At 67.1% G+C, this 15,030-nt stretch carries 19 protein-coding genes; 6 read left to right on the top strand and 13 right to left on the bottom strand.

Going from position 1 to position 15,030, the window contains the following annotated elements:
- The first annotated feature begins 321 nt into the window (after positions 1 to 321).
- Complete coding sequence (gene trxC, locus ACODSU_RS12790; protein ID WP_488842577.1) at positions 322 to 759, top strand: thioredoxin TrxC; 438 nt, start codon at positions 322 to 324, stop codon at positions 757 to 759.
- A 10-nt stretch (positions 760 to 769) separates the two neighbouring features.
- On the opposite strand, the gene ACODSU_RS12785 is transcribed toward trxC, so the two are convergent.
- The 4 genes from ACODSU_RS12785 to ACODSU_RS12770 are packed head-to-tail and all read right to left on the bottom strand — an operon-like array spanning position 770 to position 3,162.
- A complete protein-coding gene (locus ACODSU_RS12785; protein WP_488842576.1) occupies positions 770 to 1,243 on the bottom strand; it encodes a DoxX family protein in 474 nt (157 codons plus the stop codon).
- A gap of 10 nt (positions 1,244 to 1,253) precedes the next feature.
- Positions 1,254 to 2,027, bottom strand: coding sequence for an HvfC/BufC family peptide modification chaperone (locus ACODSU_RS12780; protein WP_488842575.1), 774 nt, complete (start codon positions 2,025 to 2,027; stop codon positions 1,254 to 1,256).
- Positions 2,018 to 2,866, bottom strand: a complete 849-nt coding sequence (gene bufB / locus ACODSU_RS12775) for an MNIO family bufferin maturase (RefSeq protein WP_488842574.1) — start codon at positions 2,864 to 2,866, stop codon at positions 2,018 to 2,020. Before bufB ends, ACODSU_RS12780 begins: the two co-directional genes overlap by 10 nt.
- 2 nt (positions 2,867 to 2,868) lie before the next feature.
- Complete coding sequence (locus tag ACODSU_RS12770; RefSeq protein ID WP_015015875.1) at positions 2,869 to 3,162, bottom strand: BufA1 family periplasmic bufferin-type metallophore; 294 nt, start codon at positions 3,160 to 3,162, stop codon at positions 2,869 to 2,871.
- Positions 3,163 to 3,376: 214 nt separating this feature from the next.
- On the opposite strand from ACODSU_RS12770, the gene ACODSU_RS12765 reads away from it, so the two are divergent.
- Positions 3,377 to 4,006 carry a sigma-70 family RNA polymerase sigma factor gene (locus ACODSU_RS12765; RefSeq protein ID WP_488842573.1) on the top strand — a complete coding sequence of 210 codons (630 nt, stop codon included), beginning with the start codon at positions 3,377 to 3,379 and terminating at the stop codon, positions 4,004 to 4,006.
- Between the two features lies 1 nt (position 4,007).
- Positions 4,008 to 4,649 (top strand): NrsF family protein, encoded by a 642-nt coding sequence (locus ACODSU_RS12760; protein ID WP_488842572.1) that lies wholly within the window; start codon positions 4,008 to 4,010, stop codon positions 4,647 to 4,649.
- 31 nt (positions 4,650 to 4,680) lie between these two features.
- Here ACODSU_RS12760 and ACODSU_RS12755 read toward each other — a convergent pair whose 3' ends face one another.
- Positions 4,681 to 5,139, bottom strand: coding sequence for a GNAT family N-acetyltransferase (locus ACODSU_RS12755; protein WP_488842571.1), 459 nt, complete (start codon positions 5,137 to 5,139; stop codon positions 4,681 to 4,683).
- Positions 5,140 to 5,247: 108 nt separating this feature from the next.
- Positions 5,248 to 6,507 carry a multifunctional CCA addition/repair protein gene (locus ACODSU_RS12750; RefSeq protein ID WP_488842570.1) on the bottom strand — a complete coding sequence of 420 codons (1,260 nt, stop codon included), beginning with the start codon at positions 6,505 to 6,507 and terminating at the stop codon, positions 5,248 to 5,250.
- 39 nt (positions 6,508 to 6,546) lie between these two features.
- Here ACODSU_RS12750 and ACODSU_RS12745 point away from each other — a divergent pair, with 39 nt between their 5' ends.
- Complete coding sequence (locus tag ACODSU_RS12745) at positions 6,547 to 7,002, top strand: hypothetical protein (protein WP_488804615.1); 456 nt, start codon at positions 6,547 to 6,549, stop codon at positions 7,000 to 7,002.
- A gap of 24 nt (positions 7,003 to 7,026) precedes the next feature.
- On the opposite strand, the gene ACODSU_RS12740 is transcribed toward ACODSU_RS12745, so the two are convergent.
- From ACODSU_RS12740 to ACODSU_RS12730, 3 genes are all read right to left on the bottom strand, one after another.
- Positions 7,027 to 7,335, bottom strand: a complete 309-nt coding sequence (locus tag ACODSU_RS12740; RefSeq protein WP_060985743.1) for an NIPSNAP family protein — start codon at positions 7,333 to 7,335, stop codon at positions 7,027 to 7,029.
- An 8-nt stretch (positions 7,336 to 7,343) separates the two neighbouring features.
- Positions 7,344 to 8,036 (bottom strand): glutathione S-transferase family protein, encoded by a 693-nt coding sequence (locus ACODSU_RS12735; RefSeq protein WP_488842569.1) that lies wholly within the window; start codon positions 8,034 to 8,036, stop codon positions 7,344 to 7,346.
- Positions 8,037 to 8,206: 170 nt separating this feature from the next.
- Positions 8,207 to 8,779: a 5-formyltetrahydrofolate cyclo-ligase gene (locus tag ACODSU_RS12730; RefSeq protein WP_060985741.1), complete on the bottom strand. Its 573-nt coding sequence runs from the start codon at positions 8,777 to 8,779 to the stop codon at positions 8,207 to 8,209.
- Between the two features lie 14 nt (positions 8,780 to 8,793).
- Between ACODSU_RS12730 and ACODSU_RS12725 the strand changes: the two genes are divergently transcribed.
- Together ACODSU_RS12725 and ACODSU_RS12720 are read left to right on the top strand one after the other, a co-directional pair.
- Positions 8,794 to 10,779 (top strand): lytic transglycosylase domain-containing protein, encoded by a 1,986-nt coding sequence (locus tag ACODSU_RS12725; protein ID WP_110961531.1) that lies wholly within the window; start codon positions 8,794 to 8,796, stop codon positions 10,777 to 10,779.
- Positions 10,780 to 10,897: 118 nt separating this feature from the next.
- On the top strand, positions 10,898 to 11,494 hold the full coding sequence (locus ACODSU_RS12720) for a DUF4124 domain-containing protein (RefSeq protein ID WP_488842568.1): 597 nt from the start codon (positions 10,898 to 10,900) through the stop codon (positions 11,492 to 11,494).
- Between the two features lie 84 nt (positions 11,495 to 11,578).
- On the opposite strand, the gene ACODSU_RS12715 is transcribed toward ACODSU_RS12720, so the two are convergent.
- From ACODSU_RS12715 to ACODSU_RS12700, 4 genes are all read right to left on the bottom strand, one after another.
- Positions 11,579 to 12,511 (bottom strand): MBL fold metallo-hydrolase, encoded by a 933-nt coding sequence (locus tag ACODSU_RS12715; protein WP_060985739.1) that lies wholly within the window; start codon positions 12,509 to 12,511, stop codon positions 11,579 to 11,581.
- Positions 12,512 to 12,627: 116 nt separating this feature from the next.
- Positions 12,628 to 13,017 (bottom strand): D-ribose pyranase, encoded by a 390-nt coding sequence (rbsD, locus tag ACODSU_RS12710; RefSeq protein WP_488842567.1) that lies wholly within the window; start codon positions 13,015 to 13,017, stop codon positions 12,628 to 12,630.
- The gene (gene rbsK / locus ACODSU_RS12705) at positions 13,014 to 13,967 is read right to left on the bottom strand and encodes a ribokinase (RefSeq protein ID WP_488842566.1); all 954 of its coding nucleotides are present in this window, start codon (positions 13,965 to 13,967) and stop codon (positions 13,014 to 13,016) included. Before rbsK ends, rbsD begins: the two co-directional genes overlap by 4 nt.
- Entirely contained in the window at positions 13,964 to 14,986 is a 1,023-nt protein-coding gene (locus ACODSU_RS12700) for a LacI family DNA-binding transcriptional regulator (protein ID WP_488842565.1), read from the bottom strand. The genes rbsK and ACODSU_RS12700 overlap by 4 nt, the downstream gene beginning before the upstream one ends.
- Between the last annotated feature and the right edge of the window lie 44 nt (positions 14,987 to 15,030).

Raw genomic sequence — 15,030 nt, 5'->3', positions numbered from 1 at the left:
CGGCCACCAGGGGGATTCAGGGCTGGTAAACGCGCGCAAGGTCTGCGACCGATTGCAACTGGGGTGGCCCCAGATGGCAACGCGGAGCCTTGAAACGAAGCGCTTGCGGCGCCATGTGATCAGTAAGGAATGTCCTGCATAACTCCCTGCAGTCTGTGATGGCGCGGTCTCGGGCCATCCGCTGCGTTGCTTTTTTGGCCCATAGCCCCGCTATGGGATGCAAAAAGGCGCCTTGCGGCCTGTCCCGATCCGCACTACCACCGACCCGCGAGGGTTATGCAGGACATCCCTAGCTTTTTTGCCTCCAACCCTTGCCGCGCCATGACCGAAGCCTTGCACATCGTCTGCCCCCATTGCCACACCACCAACCGCGTGCAGAGCGCCGACCTGGGCAGCGCGCCCGATTGCGGCCAATGTCATCAGCCCCTGTTTGCGGGGGCGCCGCTGGAGCTGGATGCGACCAGTTTTGACAAGCATGTGGCGCGCAGCCACATCCCGGTGCTGGTGGACTTCTGGGCCCCGTGGTGTGGACCTTGCCGCCAGATGGCGCCCGCCTTTGCGCAGGCTGCCCGCGAGCTGGAACCCCGCGTGCGCCTGGCCAAGCTCAATACCGAAGACCAACAGGCCATCGCGGCGCGCTATGCCATCCGCAGCATCCCGACCATGATCCTGTTCCAGCAAGGGCGTGAGGTGGCGCGTATTTCGGGCGCGCTGGGGGCGACCGATATCGTGCGCTGGGTGCGTACCACCGTGGGTTGACGCGCTGCGGTCAGCGTATTCCCAGCACGCGGTCTACCGACACGTTGCCTGCACCGCGCCCCACCAGGTACAGCATCAACCCCGCCCACGACAGATGGGTGGGCCATGCGTCCGGGTAGACAAACAGTTGAATCGTCAGCGTCATGCCCAGCAGCGCCAGGGCTGACAGGCGTGTGAACAGGCCGAGCACCAGCAGCACCGGGAATAGGTGCTCGGCCACGGTAGCCATCTGCGCTGCCAGCTCGGGCGGCAGCAAGGGCAGCTTGTATTCGTCGCGGAACAGCGCGTAGGCGCTGTCCGAGATGGTGAACCAGCCCTCGACCTTGGTGCGTGCCGACAGCCAGAAGATGCCTGCAATGGCCACCCGGTTGACCAGGGCCAGCAGGCTGTGCGGGGTGAGCCAGGTGGCGGAGTCGGCCAGGCGCGCCAAGAGCAAGCGTGGGCCTTTGGCAGGGGCCGTGGGGAAGTGTGTGCTGGTGGTCATGAAGGGCTCCTCAGCCTGTGCGTGAATCGGTGGGTAAATCGGTGGGTATCAGGGCGCCTGCGTCCAGCAAGGTGCTGATCAGGGCAGCGAAGTCGGCGGTGGGTTCGGCATTCAGGGCCGAAGTGGCGGCGGCTTCCAGCGTATGGCCTTGGGCACAGGCGTCCAAAAAAACCACTCCTGCGCGCGACAAGGGATGCCACACCACCTCGGCATGCGGCCGGGTCAGCAAGGCGCCATCGCCCGTCCACTCCAGTGCCTCATTGGGATGCAGACCTTCACGGTGGCTCTGCCACAGGGCATAAGCCGGATGCTCTTCACACCAAGCCCAGCGTGCAGCGGGGTGGGGCCGCAGTGACGCTTGGGGCAAGGTGTCAGGGGTTTGCTGTGTCAGCCATTGGCGGTCCACGGCGGTGGCATCTTCCGCCAGGTGGCATTCGGTCCAGCAGCGGTCCAGGCGCGCCACGGCGCTCAGGTAGGGCAGCTCGGCGGCCGGGGCAAACCCGGCCAGAAAGTCGGCAAACCCTTCGCCATAGCTCACCAGCAGGCCGTCACGCGGCGGCAGGGTGCGGGCGAACACTGCTGCAGCGGCGCGGAACCAGTCGTCACCCACCAGTTGGCACACCGTGGGGTAGTTGGCCTGCAGCGCATCAATGCAGCCCTTGAGCACGGTGTTGCGGTACACGGCAAAGCCCGGTTGAGACTCCAGTGCAGACAGCCAGGGCGCATCGGCCGCCGGGCCGAGCAGCGCGGCAGAGAAGCCGTCCTGGAAGGCGCTCAGCTGCATGCGGCCTCCTCGGGCTGCACGGCTGTGAGCCCACGGTGGGCCTGGTCGCGCTCTGCCAGCAGTTCGCTGAAGGCGGGCAGCTGGTCGTCGCGCTCAATGAGGGTGGGCACAGGGCCGGTGCGTGCAATCACCTGCGCGTAGAGCGCCCACACGGCTGGCGCCACGGGCGCATCGTGGCTGTCGATGAGCAGCGTATCGCCATGCACCGGGTCCGCATGGTGGCCCGCCAGGTGGATCTCTGCCACGGCGTGCAGGGGGAAGGCGTCGAGGTAGGCCTGTGCGTCAAAGCCCAGGTTGTTGGCGCTGATGTGCACGTTGTTCACGTCCAGCAGCAGTGCGCAGCCGGTGCGCCGCACCAGCTCGGCCAGAAATTCGGTCTCTAGCCAGTCGTGGCCGTCGATGTGCAGATAGTGCGTGGGGTTCTCGATGGCGATAGGGCGTTGCAGCACATCCTGCGTGCGGGCGATGTTGTCTGCGATGCGTTGCAGCGCCGCGTGCGTGCGCGGAAACGGAAGCAGGTCGGGCAGGTACTGTCCGCGCCATGTGGACCATGCCAAGTGCTCCGAGATGTTGACCGGCTCCACCCGCCTTGCCAGGGCAGCCAGCCGCGCCAGGTGGGCCGTATCGGGCGGCGCATCGGCTGCGAGCGACAGCGACACGCCGTGCAGGGCCACCGGGTGGCGCGCGCGGATGGCCTCGAGCCAGGCCAGGCGCGGGCCGCCGTAGGCTAGGTAGTTCTCGGGGTGCACCTCCCACCACAGGCCGGGGGCGGTGCACCGCAGCGCCTCGTCGTAGTGCTGGGGCTTGAGGCCCAGGCCGGCGGTGAGAGCGGGTGCCATGGTCAGCTCTTCATGGGCGTCAGCATGCCCATGCCCTTGGGCGTCTTGATCGTGGTGCAGGTGCCTGCGGGCACAAACTTCCAGGCGTTGCCCTGGTAGTCCATCTTGGACGTGCCTGCGCAGGTGGTGCCAGGGCCTGCGGCGCAGTCGTTCTTGCCGGCCATCGAGACGCCGTAGCACTTCTCCATGGCGGGCTTGGCGCCGTCCATGGGGGCGGCGCTGGTTTGGGCCATGGCGGCGCCAGAGGTCAGGGCCACAAGGGCGAGGGCGCCGAGGCTGAGGGTGCGGGTGGTCATGGTGCGGTTCTCCAAGGGTTGATAAAGGTTGAATCCGACCGGGTGACAGCACAGCAGTTGCGTTGCGTGGCCCGATCTGCGTTGTAATTCGCGCTGTGCAGCCAGCGGGTTACAGCGCTGCGCAAAAAAAATGGGGCGGCATGCACCACAAAATTTTTTTGCACGGCCTGTAACCCATTCGTCCCGGCATCCGAATTGCCTTCAGGGAGACACCATGGAGATAGTGGAAGAGCGCTTGCGCGGCTTGTTGTTGCAGGGCCTGGATGCCGATGCAGCCGCCTACCAGCGCTTCCTGAAGGAGTTGAGCGCCCACCTTCGCGCCTTCTTGCGCCGACGCCTTGCGCAGCGGCCCGACGAGGTGGAAGACTTGGTGCAGGAGACGCTGCTGGCCGTGCACAACCAGCGCCACACGTACCGGCCCGAGATGCCGGTGACGGCCTGGGCGCATGCGATTGCGCGCTACAAGCTCATCGACTGGCTGCGCTCGCATGCCGCCAAGGAGGCGCGCAACGACCCGCTGGACGATGCGGACGAGCTGTTCGCCAGCAGCGACGGCGAGGCGGCAGAGGCGCGGCGCGATCTGGGGCAGTTGCTGCAGACCCTGCCGGACAAGCAGCGCCTGCCGATTGAGTATGTGAAGCTGGAAGGTTTGTCGGTGGTCGAGACGGCGCGCCTCACGGGGCTGTCGGAGTCGGCCGTCAAAGTCGGCGTACACCGGGGGCTCAAGGCCCTGGCTGCCAGGATCAGAGACATGACTTACGCAAAACAGGGTTCAGACAAATCGACGGGTCCATCCAGCGGCTCGGCGTCGCATTCTGGTTTGCGCAAGTCCCAGGAGGAATGACATGAAAACCGATGAATTGATCCACCTGCTGGCGGCGGATGAGCGGCCCGTGCAGCGCACCGCCATCGAGCAACGGTTTGCCGTGGCCAGCGCTGCGGGCATTGCAGGCGCCGGGGTCCTGATGCTAGCGCTGTTCGGCCTGCGGCCTGATCTGCTGGCGACCATGGCGCTGCCCATGTTCTGGGGCAAGCTGGTGTTTGCCGCTGCGCTGGCAGCCGCCGGCCTGGCGCTGCTGCGCCGCATGGCCCGCCCGGGCATGCCGCTGGGCCATGCGGTGCTGTGGCTGGCGGTGCCGCCGCTGGTGCTGTGGGCCATGGCGCTGGGCGCTCTGTGGCAGGTGCCTGCGGCCGAGCGTGTGCCGCTGATTTTGGGCAGCACCTGGCGGACTTGCCCGTTCAATATCGCAGCACTGTCCGTGCCGGCGTTTGTTGCGGGCTTCTGGGCGCTCAAGGGCGCCGCCCCGACGCGACTGGCGTGGGCCGGTGCGGGCGCTGGCTTGCTGGCAGGTGCGCTGGGCGCATTGGTGTACGCCCTGCACTGCCCCGAGATGGCCACCCCGTTTTTGGCGGTGTGGTACGTGGTGGGCATGGCCATTCCGACCGCGCTGGGGGCTCTGCTGGGGCCACGCTTGCTGCGCTGGTGAGAGCGATTGGGATAGCCAGGGGCAGGGCGGTTCAGGCGCTGATGCGTTTGTTATAGGCGCGAAACACCGTGTCCAGCGTCCAGCCCAGCGACTCGTAAAGTTTTTGCGCCGTGGTGTTGGTGTGGGCCGTGGTCAGGTCCATGCGCACCTTGCCGTGGGCGTGGGCGGTGCCTTCTGCGGCCCGCAGCAAGCTGCGACCGGCGCCTGTCTTGCGTGCGGACGGCGCCACGAACAGGTCGTACAGCGTGTAGATGGGCGCGGCCTCTACCGAGCAGAACGTGGGGTAGAGCTGGCAAAAGCCCACGGCCGTCTGCGTCCCATCCAATGCCAGAAGGATCACGGACTCTTCCCGCTCCAACCGCTCAGCGATGAAGGCCCGCGCTCCGGCCAGGTCCGGCGCCTGCTCGTAGAACTGCCGGTAGGCGTCAAACAGCGGTGCGATGGTGTCGGCGTCGGCCGTGGTGGCGGGGCGGATGTGCACAGAGGTCATGGGGGCGTCGTGATCGCAAAATAGCCAAAAGGCGCACCCTTCCCAGGGCGCGAGCGGACGCGGATTGTAGGGAGGGTTGGACCGATCTTTGCGACGCAGCGCACCGGGTCAGGTGGTTGCGCCGTGCGCCTGGGTTTGCAGCCACTGTGCCACGGCTTCGACCCGTGCCTGGTGGATCAGCGCACCCACCTGCGGGCCGCTCTGTCCCCTGGCGGCGGCCTGCGCAGCAATCTCGCGCGTGACGACCGACTGGACGGCGGCCAGCACGGTCAGCAGGCGGGGGCGCTGCGGGTAGGCAGACTCTTCAAATCCCAGCCGCCCGCGCGCATCGCATTCGCAGGCCAGCAGGATCTCGGCAAACCGCTCGGGCTTGCGGATGGCGTCACAGCGCTCCAGCAGGCGCACCAGCGCGGCGGCCGACAGGTCCTGGCTGCGGTGGATGTGCCCATGTTCACGCGCCACCACATCGGCGGTCTCGCGGCAGTCCACCGGCACGCGCAGGCGCTCGGCCACGTCTTTCAGCAGCTCGGCGCTGCGGGTTTCGTGGTCGATGTGGCGCGGCAGCACATCGGCGGGCGTGGTGCCCTTGCCCAGGTCGTGCGCCAGACAGGCAAAGCGCACGGTGAGCGGCGCCGACAGCCGCGCCGCCATGTCCAGCACCATCATCAGGTGCACGCCGGTGTCCACCTCGGGGTGGTAGTCGGCCCGCTGGGGCACGCCCCACAGGCGCGCCACCTCGGGCAGCAGCACCTGCAGTGCGCCACATTCGCGCAGCACCTCGAACATGCGGGACGGCTTTTCTTCCATCAGCCCGCGCGCCAGCTCTTGCCATACGCGTTCGGGCACCAGGTGGTCCACCTCGCCGTGCTCCACCATCTCGCGCATCAGCTGCATCGTCTCGGGCGCCACCGTGAAGTCGGTGAAGCGCGCCGCAAACCGAGCCACGCGCAGGATGCGCACGGGGTCTTCGCGGAAGGCATCCGTGACATGGCGCAGCACCCGCGCACGGAGGTCTTTTTCGCCATGGTAAGGATCAAACAGGCGGGTAGCGCCGGATTCATCTGTGCTGGATGCTATTGAATTGATAGTGAGATCGCGGCGTGAGAGGTCTTCCTCCAGCGTCACATCGGGCGAGCTCTGCACCACAAAACCCCGGTAGCCGCGCCCGCTCTTGCGCTCGGTGCGGGCCAGGGCGTATTCCTCGCGCGTCTCGGGGTGCAAAAAGACGGGAAAGTCGCGCCCCACGGGCAGGTAGCCCTGCGCCAGCATCTGCTCGGGCGTGGCGCCCACCACCACCCAGTCGTGGTCATTCACCGGCCGGCCCAGCAGCTTGTCGCGGACCGCGCCGCCCACCATGTAGATTTGCATCGGTGTAGTTTAGGACGAGGGTCGTATAGTCCCGCCACCATGTCCCTATCGTCTGATCTCACCATTGCCCAGCTCAACCCCGACGGCAGCGTGCCCGTGCCCCAGGCGCCTGATGCCGCCGCCAACGCGGCCGCTGAGGCCCTGCAGCGCGAAGCGCAGTTCGAGGCCCTGAAGGCCCAGGTGGAAGGCTTGCAGGAGATCCTGGCCAAGCCGCTCAACGACATCCTGGCCGAACACGACAAGTTCAAGGAGATGGCGGCCGCATGGGATTCATTCGGTGCCATGTGGATGCTGTCGCAGCGCGCCATGCGCCGCGTGGCCATGGATCTGGCGGCCACCCAGGGAGTGAGTGAAGAGGAGGTGGTGGCGCGTGCGCTGGCCTATGCCAACCAGGTGCTCAACACCGAAGACGAAGACCTGGGCGGCACCATTGCCCCCGCCCAGCTGGCACACATCGCGCGGCACAAGGCGTTTTTGCGCAAGCAGTTCCGTTAAAGGACTGCCTGTGCGCGGCTTCATTCAGGCGAATACAGGCCTGAAGAAGCTCCGCTCGTAGCTCACGATGCACCCCGTCTCCTCGGCATAGCGGAAAGCCGCCTGGCAGTCCGCATCCTGCATCGAGGCTTCGCGGTAGCGCTCGTAGGCTGCAAGGCTCTCGAACGTGAACAGCGCCAGCGCAATGTTGTTTGCGCCCTCGCTGGGCATGAAGTAGCCGTGGTGCTGGCCGCCGAATTTCTCGACCAGCGGAATCCACAGTTTTCCGTAGTGTTCAAACTCTTTCAGCTTGCTGGTGTTGAGCACATAGCGCAGGTAGATGGTGACGGCCATGGTGTTGCTCAGCCTTCCGTATGGCGCAGGCGGTAGGGCTCTTCAAAGTCCAGAAAGTCCTTCTCGGCCAGTGCCTCGTCGATCCAGGCTTTGACGCCGGGCAGGGCGCGCACGCGGTCCACATAGGCCTGGATGGGCGCAGGCACGGGCAGGGCATAGGTGTGAAGGCGCATGCACACGGGGGCGAAGTAGGCGTCGGCCACGGTGAAGTCGCCAAACAGCAGGGGGCCGCCGTGCTCCTGCAGCAGCGCACTCCACATCTCCACCAGGCGCTGCACGTCGGCGCGCACGCCCGCCTGGTCGCGCCAGATCAGGGCGCCGGTGTCGGCCAGCTGGGCCTCGATGTTCATGGGGCAGTGGCTGCGCAGGGCGGTGAAGCCGCTGTGCATTTCGGCGCAGACGCTGCGCGCGCGCGCGCGGGCCTTGGCGTCCTGGGGCCAGAGCTTTTTGTCGGGATGGGTTTCGGCCACGTATTCGGCAATCGCCAGCGTGTCCCACACCACCAGGTCGCCATCAATCAGCACTGGCACCTTGGCGGTGGGGCTCACGGCGCCGATGGTGCGCTTGAACTCCGATTGCGCGTCAAAGCTGTCAAAGCGCACGCGCACTTCTTCAAAGACGATACCCGCCTGCTTGAGCAGCACCCAGGGGCGCATGGACCAGGACGAGTAGTTCTTGTTGCCGATGTAGAGCTTGAGCATGGTGAGCACCTGAAATGAAGAGGTCAGCCCGCCATGCTAGCCGCTGCGGCGCGCGCCAGCGATGCGAAAAACCGGCCCGAATGATGCGCGGCAGGCATCACAGGCCTTCGTGCCGACCGGCAAGTGCCCGGGGGCGACCTGCTGCGCGGTCGCCCACAGGCTCCGAAGGGTCAGACCGGCCAGACCACGCCGTTGTCGTTCAGGATGGCATCGAGTGGCAGGTCGAACTCTTCGGGCTCGAACTCGTCCAGGTAGCCATTGGTGAAGCCCAGGCCCACCGTGAAGGGCTTGGGCTGCAGCGTGGCCAGCGTGCGGTCGTAAAAACCGCCGCCGTAGCCCAGCCGGTAGCCTCCGGCGGCGTAGCCCACACAGGGCACAAACAGCAGCGTGGGCACGATGACCTCGGTGTCCTTGGGCTTGGGGATGCCGTAGGCGTCTTCTTCCATGGGGCAGCCTGGGTACCACGCGTGGAAGGTCAGGGTCTTGTGCTGCTTGTTGACCACGGGCAGGCCGATGCGGCGGCGCAGGGGCTCGTCCAGCAGCTCGCCGTCTTCCTTCCAGCGGTGCAGGGCGGGCAGGGGGTCGAACTCGCCCTTGATGGGCCAGTAGGCGCCGATCACCGTGTCCGGCCGGTTCACCAGCCAGATGCGCATCACCTGCTGTAACAGGTCGGCCCGCTGTAGGCGGTCGGGCAGGTTGAGGCGTTCTTCTATCAATGTGCGCCGAAGGGCTGCTTTGTCCATCAGATAATTCCCCCATGCAATTTCTCAGAGCGATTCTGACACCCCTTGTGGCCGCCACCCTGCTGGCCGCCACCGCGCCGCTTGTCATGGCGCAAAACCGTGGTGACGATACCCTGCTGGAGATGCAGCAGGCGTTCCGCAAGGGCGACCGCAACAAACTCGCGCAGTTGCTGCCCGCTGCGCGCGGCCATGCGCTGGAGCCCTGGGCAGCCTATTGGGAGCTGCGGGTGCGCCTGGGCGAGGCGTCGCCGCAGGAGATCCAGTCCTTCATGCAGCGCTACGCCGGCACCTACCAGGAAGACCGCCTGCGCAACGACTGGCTGCTGCTGCTGGGTCAGCGGCGCGACTGGAGCCAGTTTGCCGAGCAGCACCCCAGCTACCGCATGTCGGACGACCGCGAGGTGCGCTGCTACGCGCTGCTCATCGACCACATCAAGGGCACGGCACCCGCCACGGTGGCGGACGATGTGCGCAGCAACTGGTACGCCATCCGCGACGCTGACGACGGCTGCAACCATGCGGCGGGCGAGCTGTACACCGCCAAGAAGCTCTCTGCGCTGGACATCTGGCGCAAGGCGCGGCTGGGTGTGGACGCCAACCGGCCCCGTGTGGTGCGCAATGCCGTCGAAATCGTGGCGCCCGATGCGCTGCCCCAGCTCAAGGAAGCGCTCGACACGCCCAGCAAATACCTGCTCGGCCGGGCCACGGCGCGGGGCAAGGTGCGCCAGGAGCTGATCGTGCTGGCACTGATCAAGCTTGCAGGCAGCGACCCGGACGGCGCTGCTCGCCAGCTCGACAGCAAATGGAGCGTGCACCTCTCGCCCGAGGAGCGCAACTGGGCCTGGGGCGTGATCGGCAAGGCGGCTGCACAAAAGCTGTCCAGCGATGCCATGGGCTACTTTGGCAACATCACCAAGGACAGCGACCTCAACGACGATCTGCTGGGCTGGAAGGTGCGCGCCGCGCTGCGCGCCGGTCAGTGGAAAGCCGTGGCCAAGGCTGTGGACGCCATGGGCCCCGAAGGCCGCCAGGACAGCACCTGGGTGTACTGGAAGGCGCGTGCGCTGCTGGCCGGCAAGCCCAGCGACGCGGACCGTGCCGAGGCGCGCCAGCTGTTCGAAAGCATTGCGGGCACGCGCGGGTTCTATGAGCAGCTGGCGCTGGAGGAACTGGGCCAGCGCATCAGCGTGCCGCCTGCGCCGGCCCCCCTAACCGCCGAAGAGAAGGCGGCTGCACGCGCCAACCCGGGGCTCAATCGCGCGCTCTACGCCATTTTGCTGGGGCTGCGCAGCGAAGGCGTGCGGGAGTGGAACTACACCACCAACCTGCACCAGCCCGGCGGCATGCCGGACCGCGAACTGCTGGCCGCTGCCGACTTTGCCTGCCAGCGAGAGGTGTGGGACCGGTGCATCAACACCAGCGAGCGCACCAAGGGCGTGATCGAGGTGAACCAGCGCTTCCCCATGCCGTTCCGCAGCACCGTGGTGGAGCGCGCGCAGGGCATCGGCATCGACCCGGCCTATGTGTACGGCCTGATCCGCCAGGAAAGCCGCTTTGTGATGGATGCGCGCTCGCATGTGGGCGCCTCGGGCCTCATGCAGGTGATGCCCGCCACCGCCCGCTGGACGGCCAAGAAGATCGGCCTTACCAACTTCACGCCCGACCAGATCACCGACCGCGACACCAACATCACCATTGGCACTGCCTACCTCAAGCTGGCGCTGGACGACTTTGCAGGCTCCATGCCCATGGCCGCGGCTGCCTACAACGCGGGCCCTGGCCGCCCACGCAGCTGGCGCAACGGCCCGGTGCTGGATGCTGCCATCTGGGCCGAAAACGTGCCCTTTGCCGAGACGCGCGACTACGTGAAGAAGGTGCTGTCCAACACCACCAACTACGCGGCCATCCTCACCGGCCTGCCCCAGTCGCTCAAGAGCCGCCTGGGCACCATTGGCCCGCGCGACGCGAACCTGCCTGAGGTGAACAAAGACCTGCCTTGACACCCAGGTGCTCGCCACGCGGGGGCTGGTAGTATTCGATTTGCTATCAATGGAGGAGCTGAAGGCGCATATTCAATGAGCGCCTCAGCGGGTTTTTATTCAAAAAAGAGAGGGTGTGATGGGCAAACTGGCATGGATGGCCTGTGTGGCCACAATCGGCGCGGCCGTGGCGTGGAGCGCGGGCGCGCAGGCGCAGCCCGTGTACAAATGGGTGGATGCCGATGGCAAGACCCACTACGGATCGCAGCCCCCGCCCGCCAAGCAGGACGCCGAGCCGCTGAAGCTGCAGAGCAACAACGGCACCAGCGGGGGCAGTGGTTCCTCCAGCGGCAAGGGCGCCAGCGCCAAGGCGGGCCAGCAGTACAACCCTGACGGCACCAAAAAGGTCTCCAAGGACGTCGAAGAGTTTGGCGAGGGGCTCAAAAAATCGCTGGGCACAGTGGACAGCAAGCAGGTCCCCCTGAACTGCACCGTGGCCGTGGACAACATCCACTACCAGGCCGACCTGATGCTGGAGGTGGGCCAGAAGAACGTGCGGGACGGCTACATGACCCAGGCGGCTTTCGATGCCACGGCCCCCAAGATCCGCGAAGCCAAGGGCAAGTACAGCGTGTCCGACTGCCAGGGCGCGTCGGGTAACAAGAAGTCTTTTTACCAGTGCATGTCCAGCAGCAAGAACCACGTGACGGGCTGCGACAAGCAATACAAACATTGAGGGCGTTGGGCCGACCTTCTCGGTCGGCTTGAGCCTGTGGCAGTGTGTTCAACCCCGCAGGTGCGCAGGTGCAGGCACCACGCCTCACACGTTGTGCAGCACCTCGCCCTGGCGTACCGCAGCGCCTGACCGCACCAGTTCATCCGCCAGGCTCTGCAGCCATTCGGCCTCGGTCTGGGCTGCAAAGTGGCGCGCGCGCAGCATGCCGAAATACGGCGTAGCCTGCGCCCAGGCCGTGAGGTCGGGGATGCCGATCTGCTGCCATTCGAGCAGCTTGTACTTCAGCAGCACCTTGGCCGCGTAGAGCGCGTGTTTGCCCGGGTTGCGCACAAAGCTGTCCAGGCGGCGGCGGGCGCCGTCGATGGCGCGGGGCGCATCGGCAAACACGGGGCCGTGCCCCGGGATCACGACCTGCGGCGACAGCGTCTCAATCAGGTCCAGCGTGGCCCCCACCTGGGCGAAGGCATCGTCGCCCTCCAGCTCCGGGAACACCACGCCAAAGCCGTTTTCCCACAGCGCGTCGGCCGAAATCAGCACGCGGCCCTGGGGCTCGAACAGCACCACCGAATGCGGGTCGTGCCCGGGCGCGGCATGCACCTGCCAGGGCTTGTCGCCCAGCAGCACACACGAGCCCGGCACCAGCAGCGTGTCGGCCCGAAAGGGCGGGCACTCCTGCCCGGTGGGCGTGTAGCTCAGCGCGTAGGCATCCCACTGGCGCACATGGTCGGCCTGGCCGGGCGGGATGGCGGTGAGCACGCTGGGCCAGGTCTTTTGCAGCGCGGCGTTGCCGCCGCAGTGGTCGCTGTGCAGGTGGGTGTTGAGGATGCGGTCCAGCGCGCGGCCCTGCAGCGTGCCGCGCACCAGGTCCACGGTCTGATCGGCATGGCTGCAGTAGCCGGTGTCCACGATGGCCGTATCGTGCTGGCCGATGAAGAGGATGTTGTTGGCCGACAGCCAGCCGCGTTCGAGGACGGTGATTTCGGGGGGCAGGAGGTCGTGGGGCTCGGAGCTGGGCATGGGGGCAGGCAATAGGTGATGCCCCAGCGTACCCCAGGTGTGCCTTGCCAGACGTTCTCCAAAACCCGCAACGCCTGGCCCGTGGCGGGCCTGGCGCGTTTCACAACGTCAGAACCTCAGAACGTCACGCCCGCCACCAGGATCACGTTGGCGTACGGCGTGCACTCGCCCGTGCGCACCATCACGCGGGCTTGCTGGGTCAGGCGCTTGAAGTCTTCGTGCGACACCGCTTGCGGTCTGACTGGCAACTGGCACCAGGTGGGCAACTGGCCGTCGTTGCGCTCCACCGCCTCGGTGGCGATCACGGCCTTTTCGACCTGCATTTCTTCCAGCACCACCCGCAGCACATCGGCCACGGCGGGGATGCCGGGTGTGAGCGCCAGGTCGATGCGGCGCGGCCCGTGGGGGATGGGCAGGCCCACGTCGCCAATCACCAGCATGTCGCCATGGCCCAGGGTGGCGATGGCGTGAGAGAGTTCGGCGTGCAGCAGGGCGGTGCGTTTCACAAGGGGCTCCAGGCGGGCGGTTGGGGGCTTTGCGCCACGGCGGCGCGGGTGGGGATGGAGGGCTGGGCGCCCGGCTGGGTGACGCACAGCGCCGATGCGCGGATGCCCTCGCGCACGGCGGCATCCAGCGGCTCGCCGCGTGCCAGGGTCACGGCCAGCGCGCCCAGGAAGGTGTCACCCGCAGCGGTGGTGTCCACCGCCTGCACGACGAGGCCGGGGTGGTAGCGGTTGCCTGCGGCATCAGCGGCCACCGCGCCCGCTGCGCCCAGGGTCACCACCACCTGGGCGGGGCCCTTGGCGCGCAGGGCCTGTGCGGCCTGCGCGGCATCGGCGGGCGTGGTCACGTTCTGGCCCGCCAGCGCAGCGGCTTCCACCTCGTTCACGACCAGCGTGTGCACCAGCGGCCACATCGCATCGGGCAGGGGCTGGATGGGGGAGGGGTTGAGCACCACCGGGCAACCCGCCGCATGGGCCATCTCGGCGGCGGCCAGCACCTGGGGCAGGGGCGTTTCAAACTGCAGCACCACGCCGTCAGCGCGTTGCAGGGCGGCGCCCAGTGCGGCAGCGTCCAGCACGAAGCGGCCATTGGCGCCGGGCACGACCACGATGCGGTTCTGCCCTGTCGCTTCCACCGTGATGGCGGCCACGCCGGTGGTGGTGTCGGTGTCGGTCTGCACGCCGCTGTGGTCTATGCCGTCGGCATCGAGCCCGGCGCGCAGCGTGTGGCCGTAGCCGTCATCGCCCACGCGGCCAAACAGGGCCACCCGGGCGCCCTGGCGCGCGCAGGCCACGGCCTGGTTGCCGCCCTTGCCGCCGGGCACCAGGTGCAGGGCGTCGGCCAGCACGGTTTCGCCGGGGCCGGGGGCGTGTTGCACCTGCAGTACCAGGTCCATGTTCAGGCTGCCGACGACGGCGATGCGGGGCGTGTGGGGTGTTTGGGGCGTGCTCATGCCGCACCTCCGGGTGCATGAGCGGTGGACGCGCGCACGCGCAGCTCGGGCTGCAGCATCACCTTGCGTGCGTCCTGGCGTTTGCCGTCGATGCGCTCCAGCAGCATGTCCACCGCCAGCGCGCCGATGCGCTGCTTGGGCTGTGCCACGGTGGTGAGCGGCGGGCTGGTGAAGGCGGTGAGTTCGATGTCGTCAAAGCCGACGATGGACAGTGCCTCGGGCACGCGCAGGTCGCGCTCGTGCGCGGCGCACAGCGCGCCCATGGCCATGAGGTCGTTACACACGAAAACGGCAGTGGGCGGCTCGGGCGCGCGCAGCACCGCGTGCATGGCTTCGTAGCCGCCCTGGCTGGTGAAGTGGCCGTGCCACAGTAGGCCGTCACCTGTGCCGCAGCCTGCGTCGGCCAGGGCCGTGCGCCAGCCAGCAATGCGCTGCTCGCTGGGAGCAATGCCTTCGGGGCCGCCAATGCAGGCAATGCGACGGTGGCCCAGCGACAGCAGGTGGCGCGTGGCCAGCAGGCCGCCCTGCATGTGGGCGGTTTCCACCAGGTCGCAGGGCTGCTGTTCGGCGATGTCGATTTCGCGGTCCACCAGCACGGTGGGGATGGACAGGCCTGCGAGCTGCGTGGCCAGTGTGGCGTCATGTCCGGTAGAGACCACGATCAGCCCGTCGATGCGCCGCTCGGCCAGCACCTGCAGGTAGGTGCCCTGGCGGTGCGCCTCGTCGTTGGTGTTGCACAGGATGACGTTGTAGCCTGCGCCAAAGCAGCGGTCTTCCACGCTGTGCACGATCTCGGCGAAGTAGGGGTTGGAGCTGTTGGGGATCAGCATGCCCAGCGTGCGCGTGTTGTTGCTCTTGAGGCTGCGCGCAATGGCGCTGGGCACATAGCCCAGTGCGCGGATGGCGGCCTCGACCCGCTCGCGCCCCTCGGGGCTCACGCGGCGCGTGCCGTTGACCACGTGCGACACCGTGGTGACCGACACCTCGGCGTGGCGCGCAACGTCCTTGATAGTAGCCATGCGAGAAGAAGAATGAGGTCGTTGTTGGTGGGGCAGCAGCCGGT

Source organism: Acidovorax sp. FG48, assembly GCF_057809085.1.
The sequence above is the reverse complement of the archived record's forward strand: the minus strand, read 5'-3'. Positions and strand labels throughout refer to the sequence as shown.

Excerpts from the sequence above, each read along its gene's own strand:
- trxC (WP_488842577.1), top strand. The coding sequence starts at position 322 with ATGACCGAAGCCTTGCACATCGTCTGCCCCCATTGCCACACCACCAAC.
- ACODSU_RS12785 (WP_488842576.1), bottom strand. The coding sequence starts at position 1,243 with ATGACCACCAGCACACACTTCCCCACGGCCCCTGCCAAAGGCCCACGC.
- ACODSU_RS12780 (WP_488842575.1), bottom strand. The coding sequence starts at position 2,027 with ATGCAGCTGAGCGCCTTCCAGGACGGCTTCTCTGCCGCGCTGCTCGGC.
- bufB (WP_488842574.1), bottom strand. The coding sequence starts at position 2,866 with ATGGCACCCGCTCTCACCGCCGGCCTGGGCCTCAAGCCCCAGCACTAC.
- ACODSU_RS12770 (WP_015015875.1), bottom strand. The coding sequence starts at position 3,162 with ATGACCACCCGCACCCTCAGCCTCGGCGCCCTCGCCCTTGTGGCCCTG.
- ACODSU_RS12765 (WP_488842573.1), top strand. The coding sequence starts at position 3,377 with ATGGAGATAGTGGAAGAGCGCTTGCGCGGCTTGTTGTTGCAGGGCCTG.
- ACODSU_RS12760 (WP_488842572.1), top strand. The coding sequence starts at position 4,008 with ATGAAAACCGATGAATTGATCCACCTGCTGGCGGCGGATGAGCGGCCC.
- ACODSU_RS12755 (WP_488842571.1), bottom strand. The coding sequence starts at position 5,139 with ATGACCTCTGTGCACATCCGCCCCGCCACCACGGCCGACGCCGACACC.
- ACODSU_RS12750 (WP_488842570.1), bottom strand. The coding sequence starts at position 6,507 with ATGCAAATCTACATGGTGGGCGGCGCGGTCCGCGACAAGCTGCTGGGC.
- ACODSU_RS12745 (WP_488804615.1), top strand. The coding sequence starts at position 6,547 with ATGTCCCTATCGTCTGATCTCACCATTGCCCAGCTCAACCCCGACGGC.
- ACODSU_RS12740 (WP_060985743.1), bottom strand. The coding sequence starts at position 7,335 with ATGGCCGTCACCATCTACCTGCGCTATGTGCTCAACACCAGCAAGCTG.
- ACODSU_RS12735 (WP_488842569.1), bottom strand. The coding sequence starts at position 8,036 with ATGCTCAAGCTCTACATCGGCAACAAGAACTACTCGTCCTGGTCCATG.
- ACODSU_RS12730 (WP_060985741.1), bottom strand. The coding sequence starts at position 8,779 with ATGGACAAAGCAGCCCTTCGGCGCACATTGATAGAAGAACGCCTCAAC.
- ACODSU_RS12725 (WP_110961531.1), top strand. The coding sequence starts at position 8,794 with ATGCAATTTCTCAGAGCGATTCTGACACCCCTTGTGGCCGCCACCCTG.
- ACODSU_RS12720 (WP_488842568.1), top strand. The coding sequence starts at position 10,898 with ATGGGCAAACTGGCATGGATGGCCTGTGTGGCCACAATCGGCGCGGCC.
- ACODSU_RS12715 (WP_060985739.1), bottom strand. The coding sequence starts at position 12,511 with ATGCCCAGCTCCGAGCCCCACGACCTCCTGCCCCCCGAAATCACCGTC.
- rbsK (WP_488842566.1), bottom strand. The coding sequence starts at position 13,967 with ATGAGCACGCCCCAAACACCCCACACGCCCCGCATCGCCGTCGTCGGC.
- ACODSU_RS12700 (WP_488842565.1), bottom strand. The coding sequence starts at position 14,986 with ATGGCTACTATCAAGGACGTTGCGCGCCACGCCGAGGTGTCGGTCACC.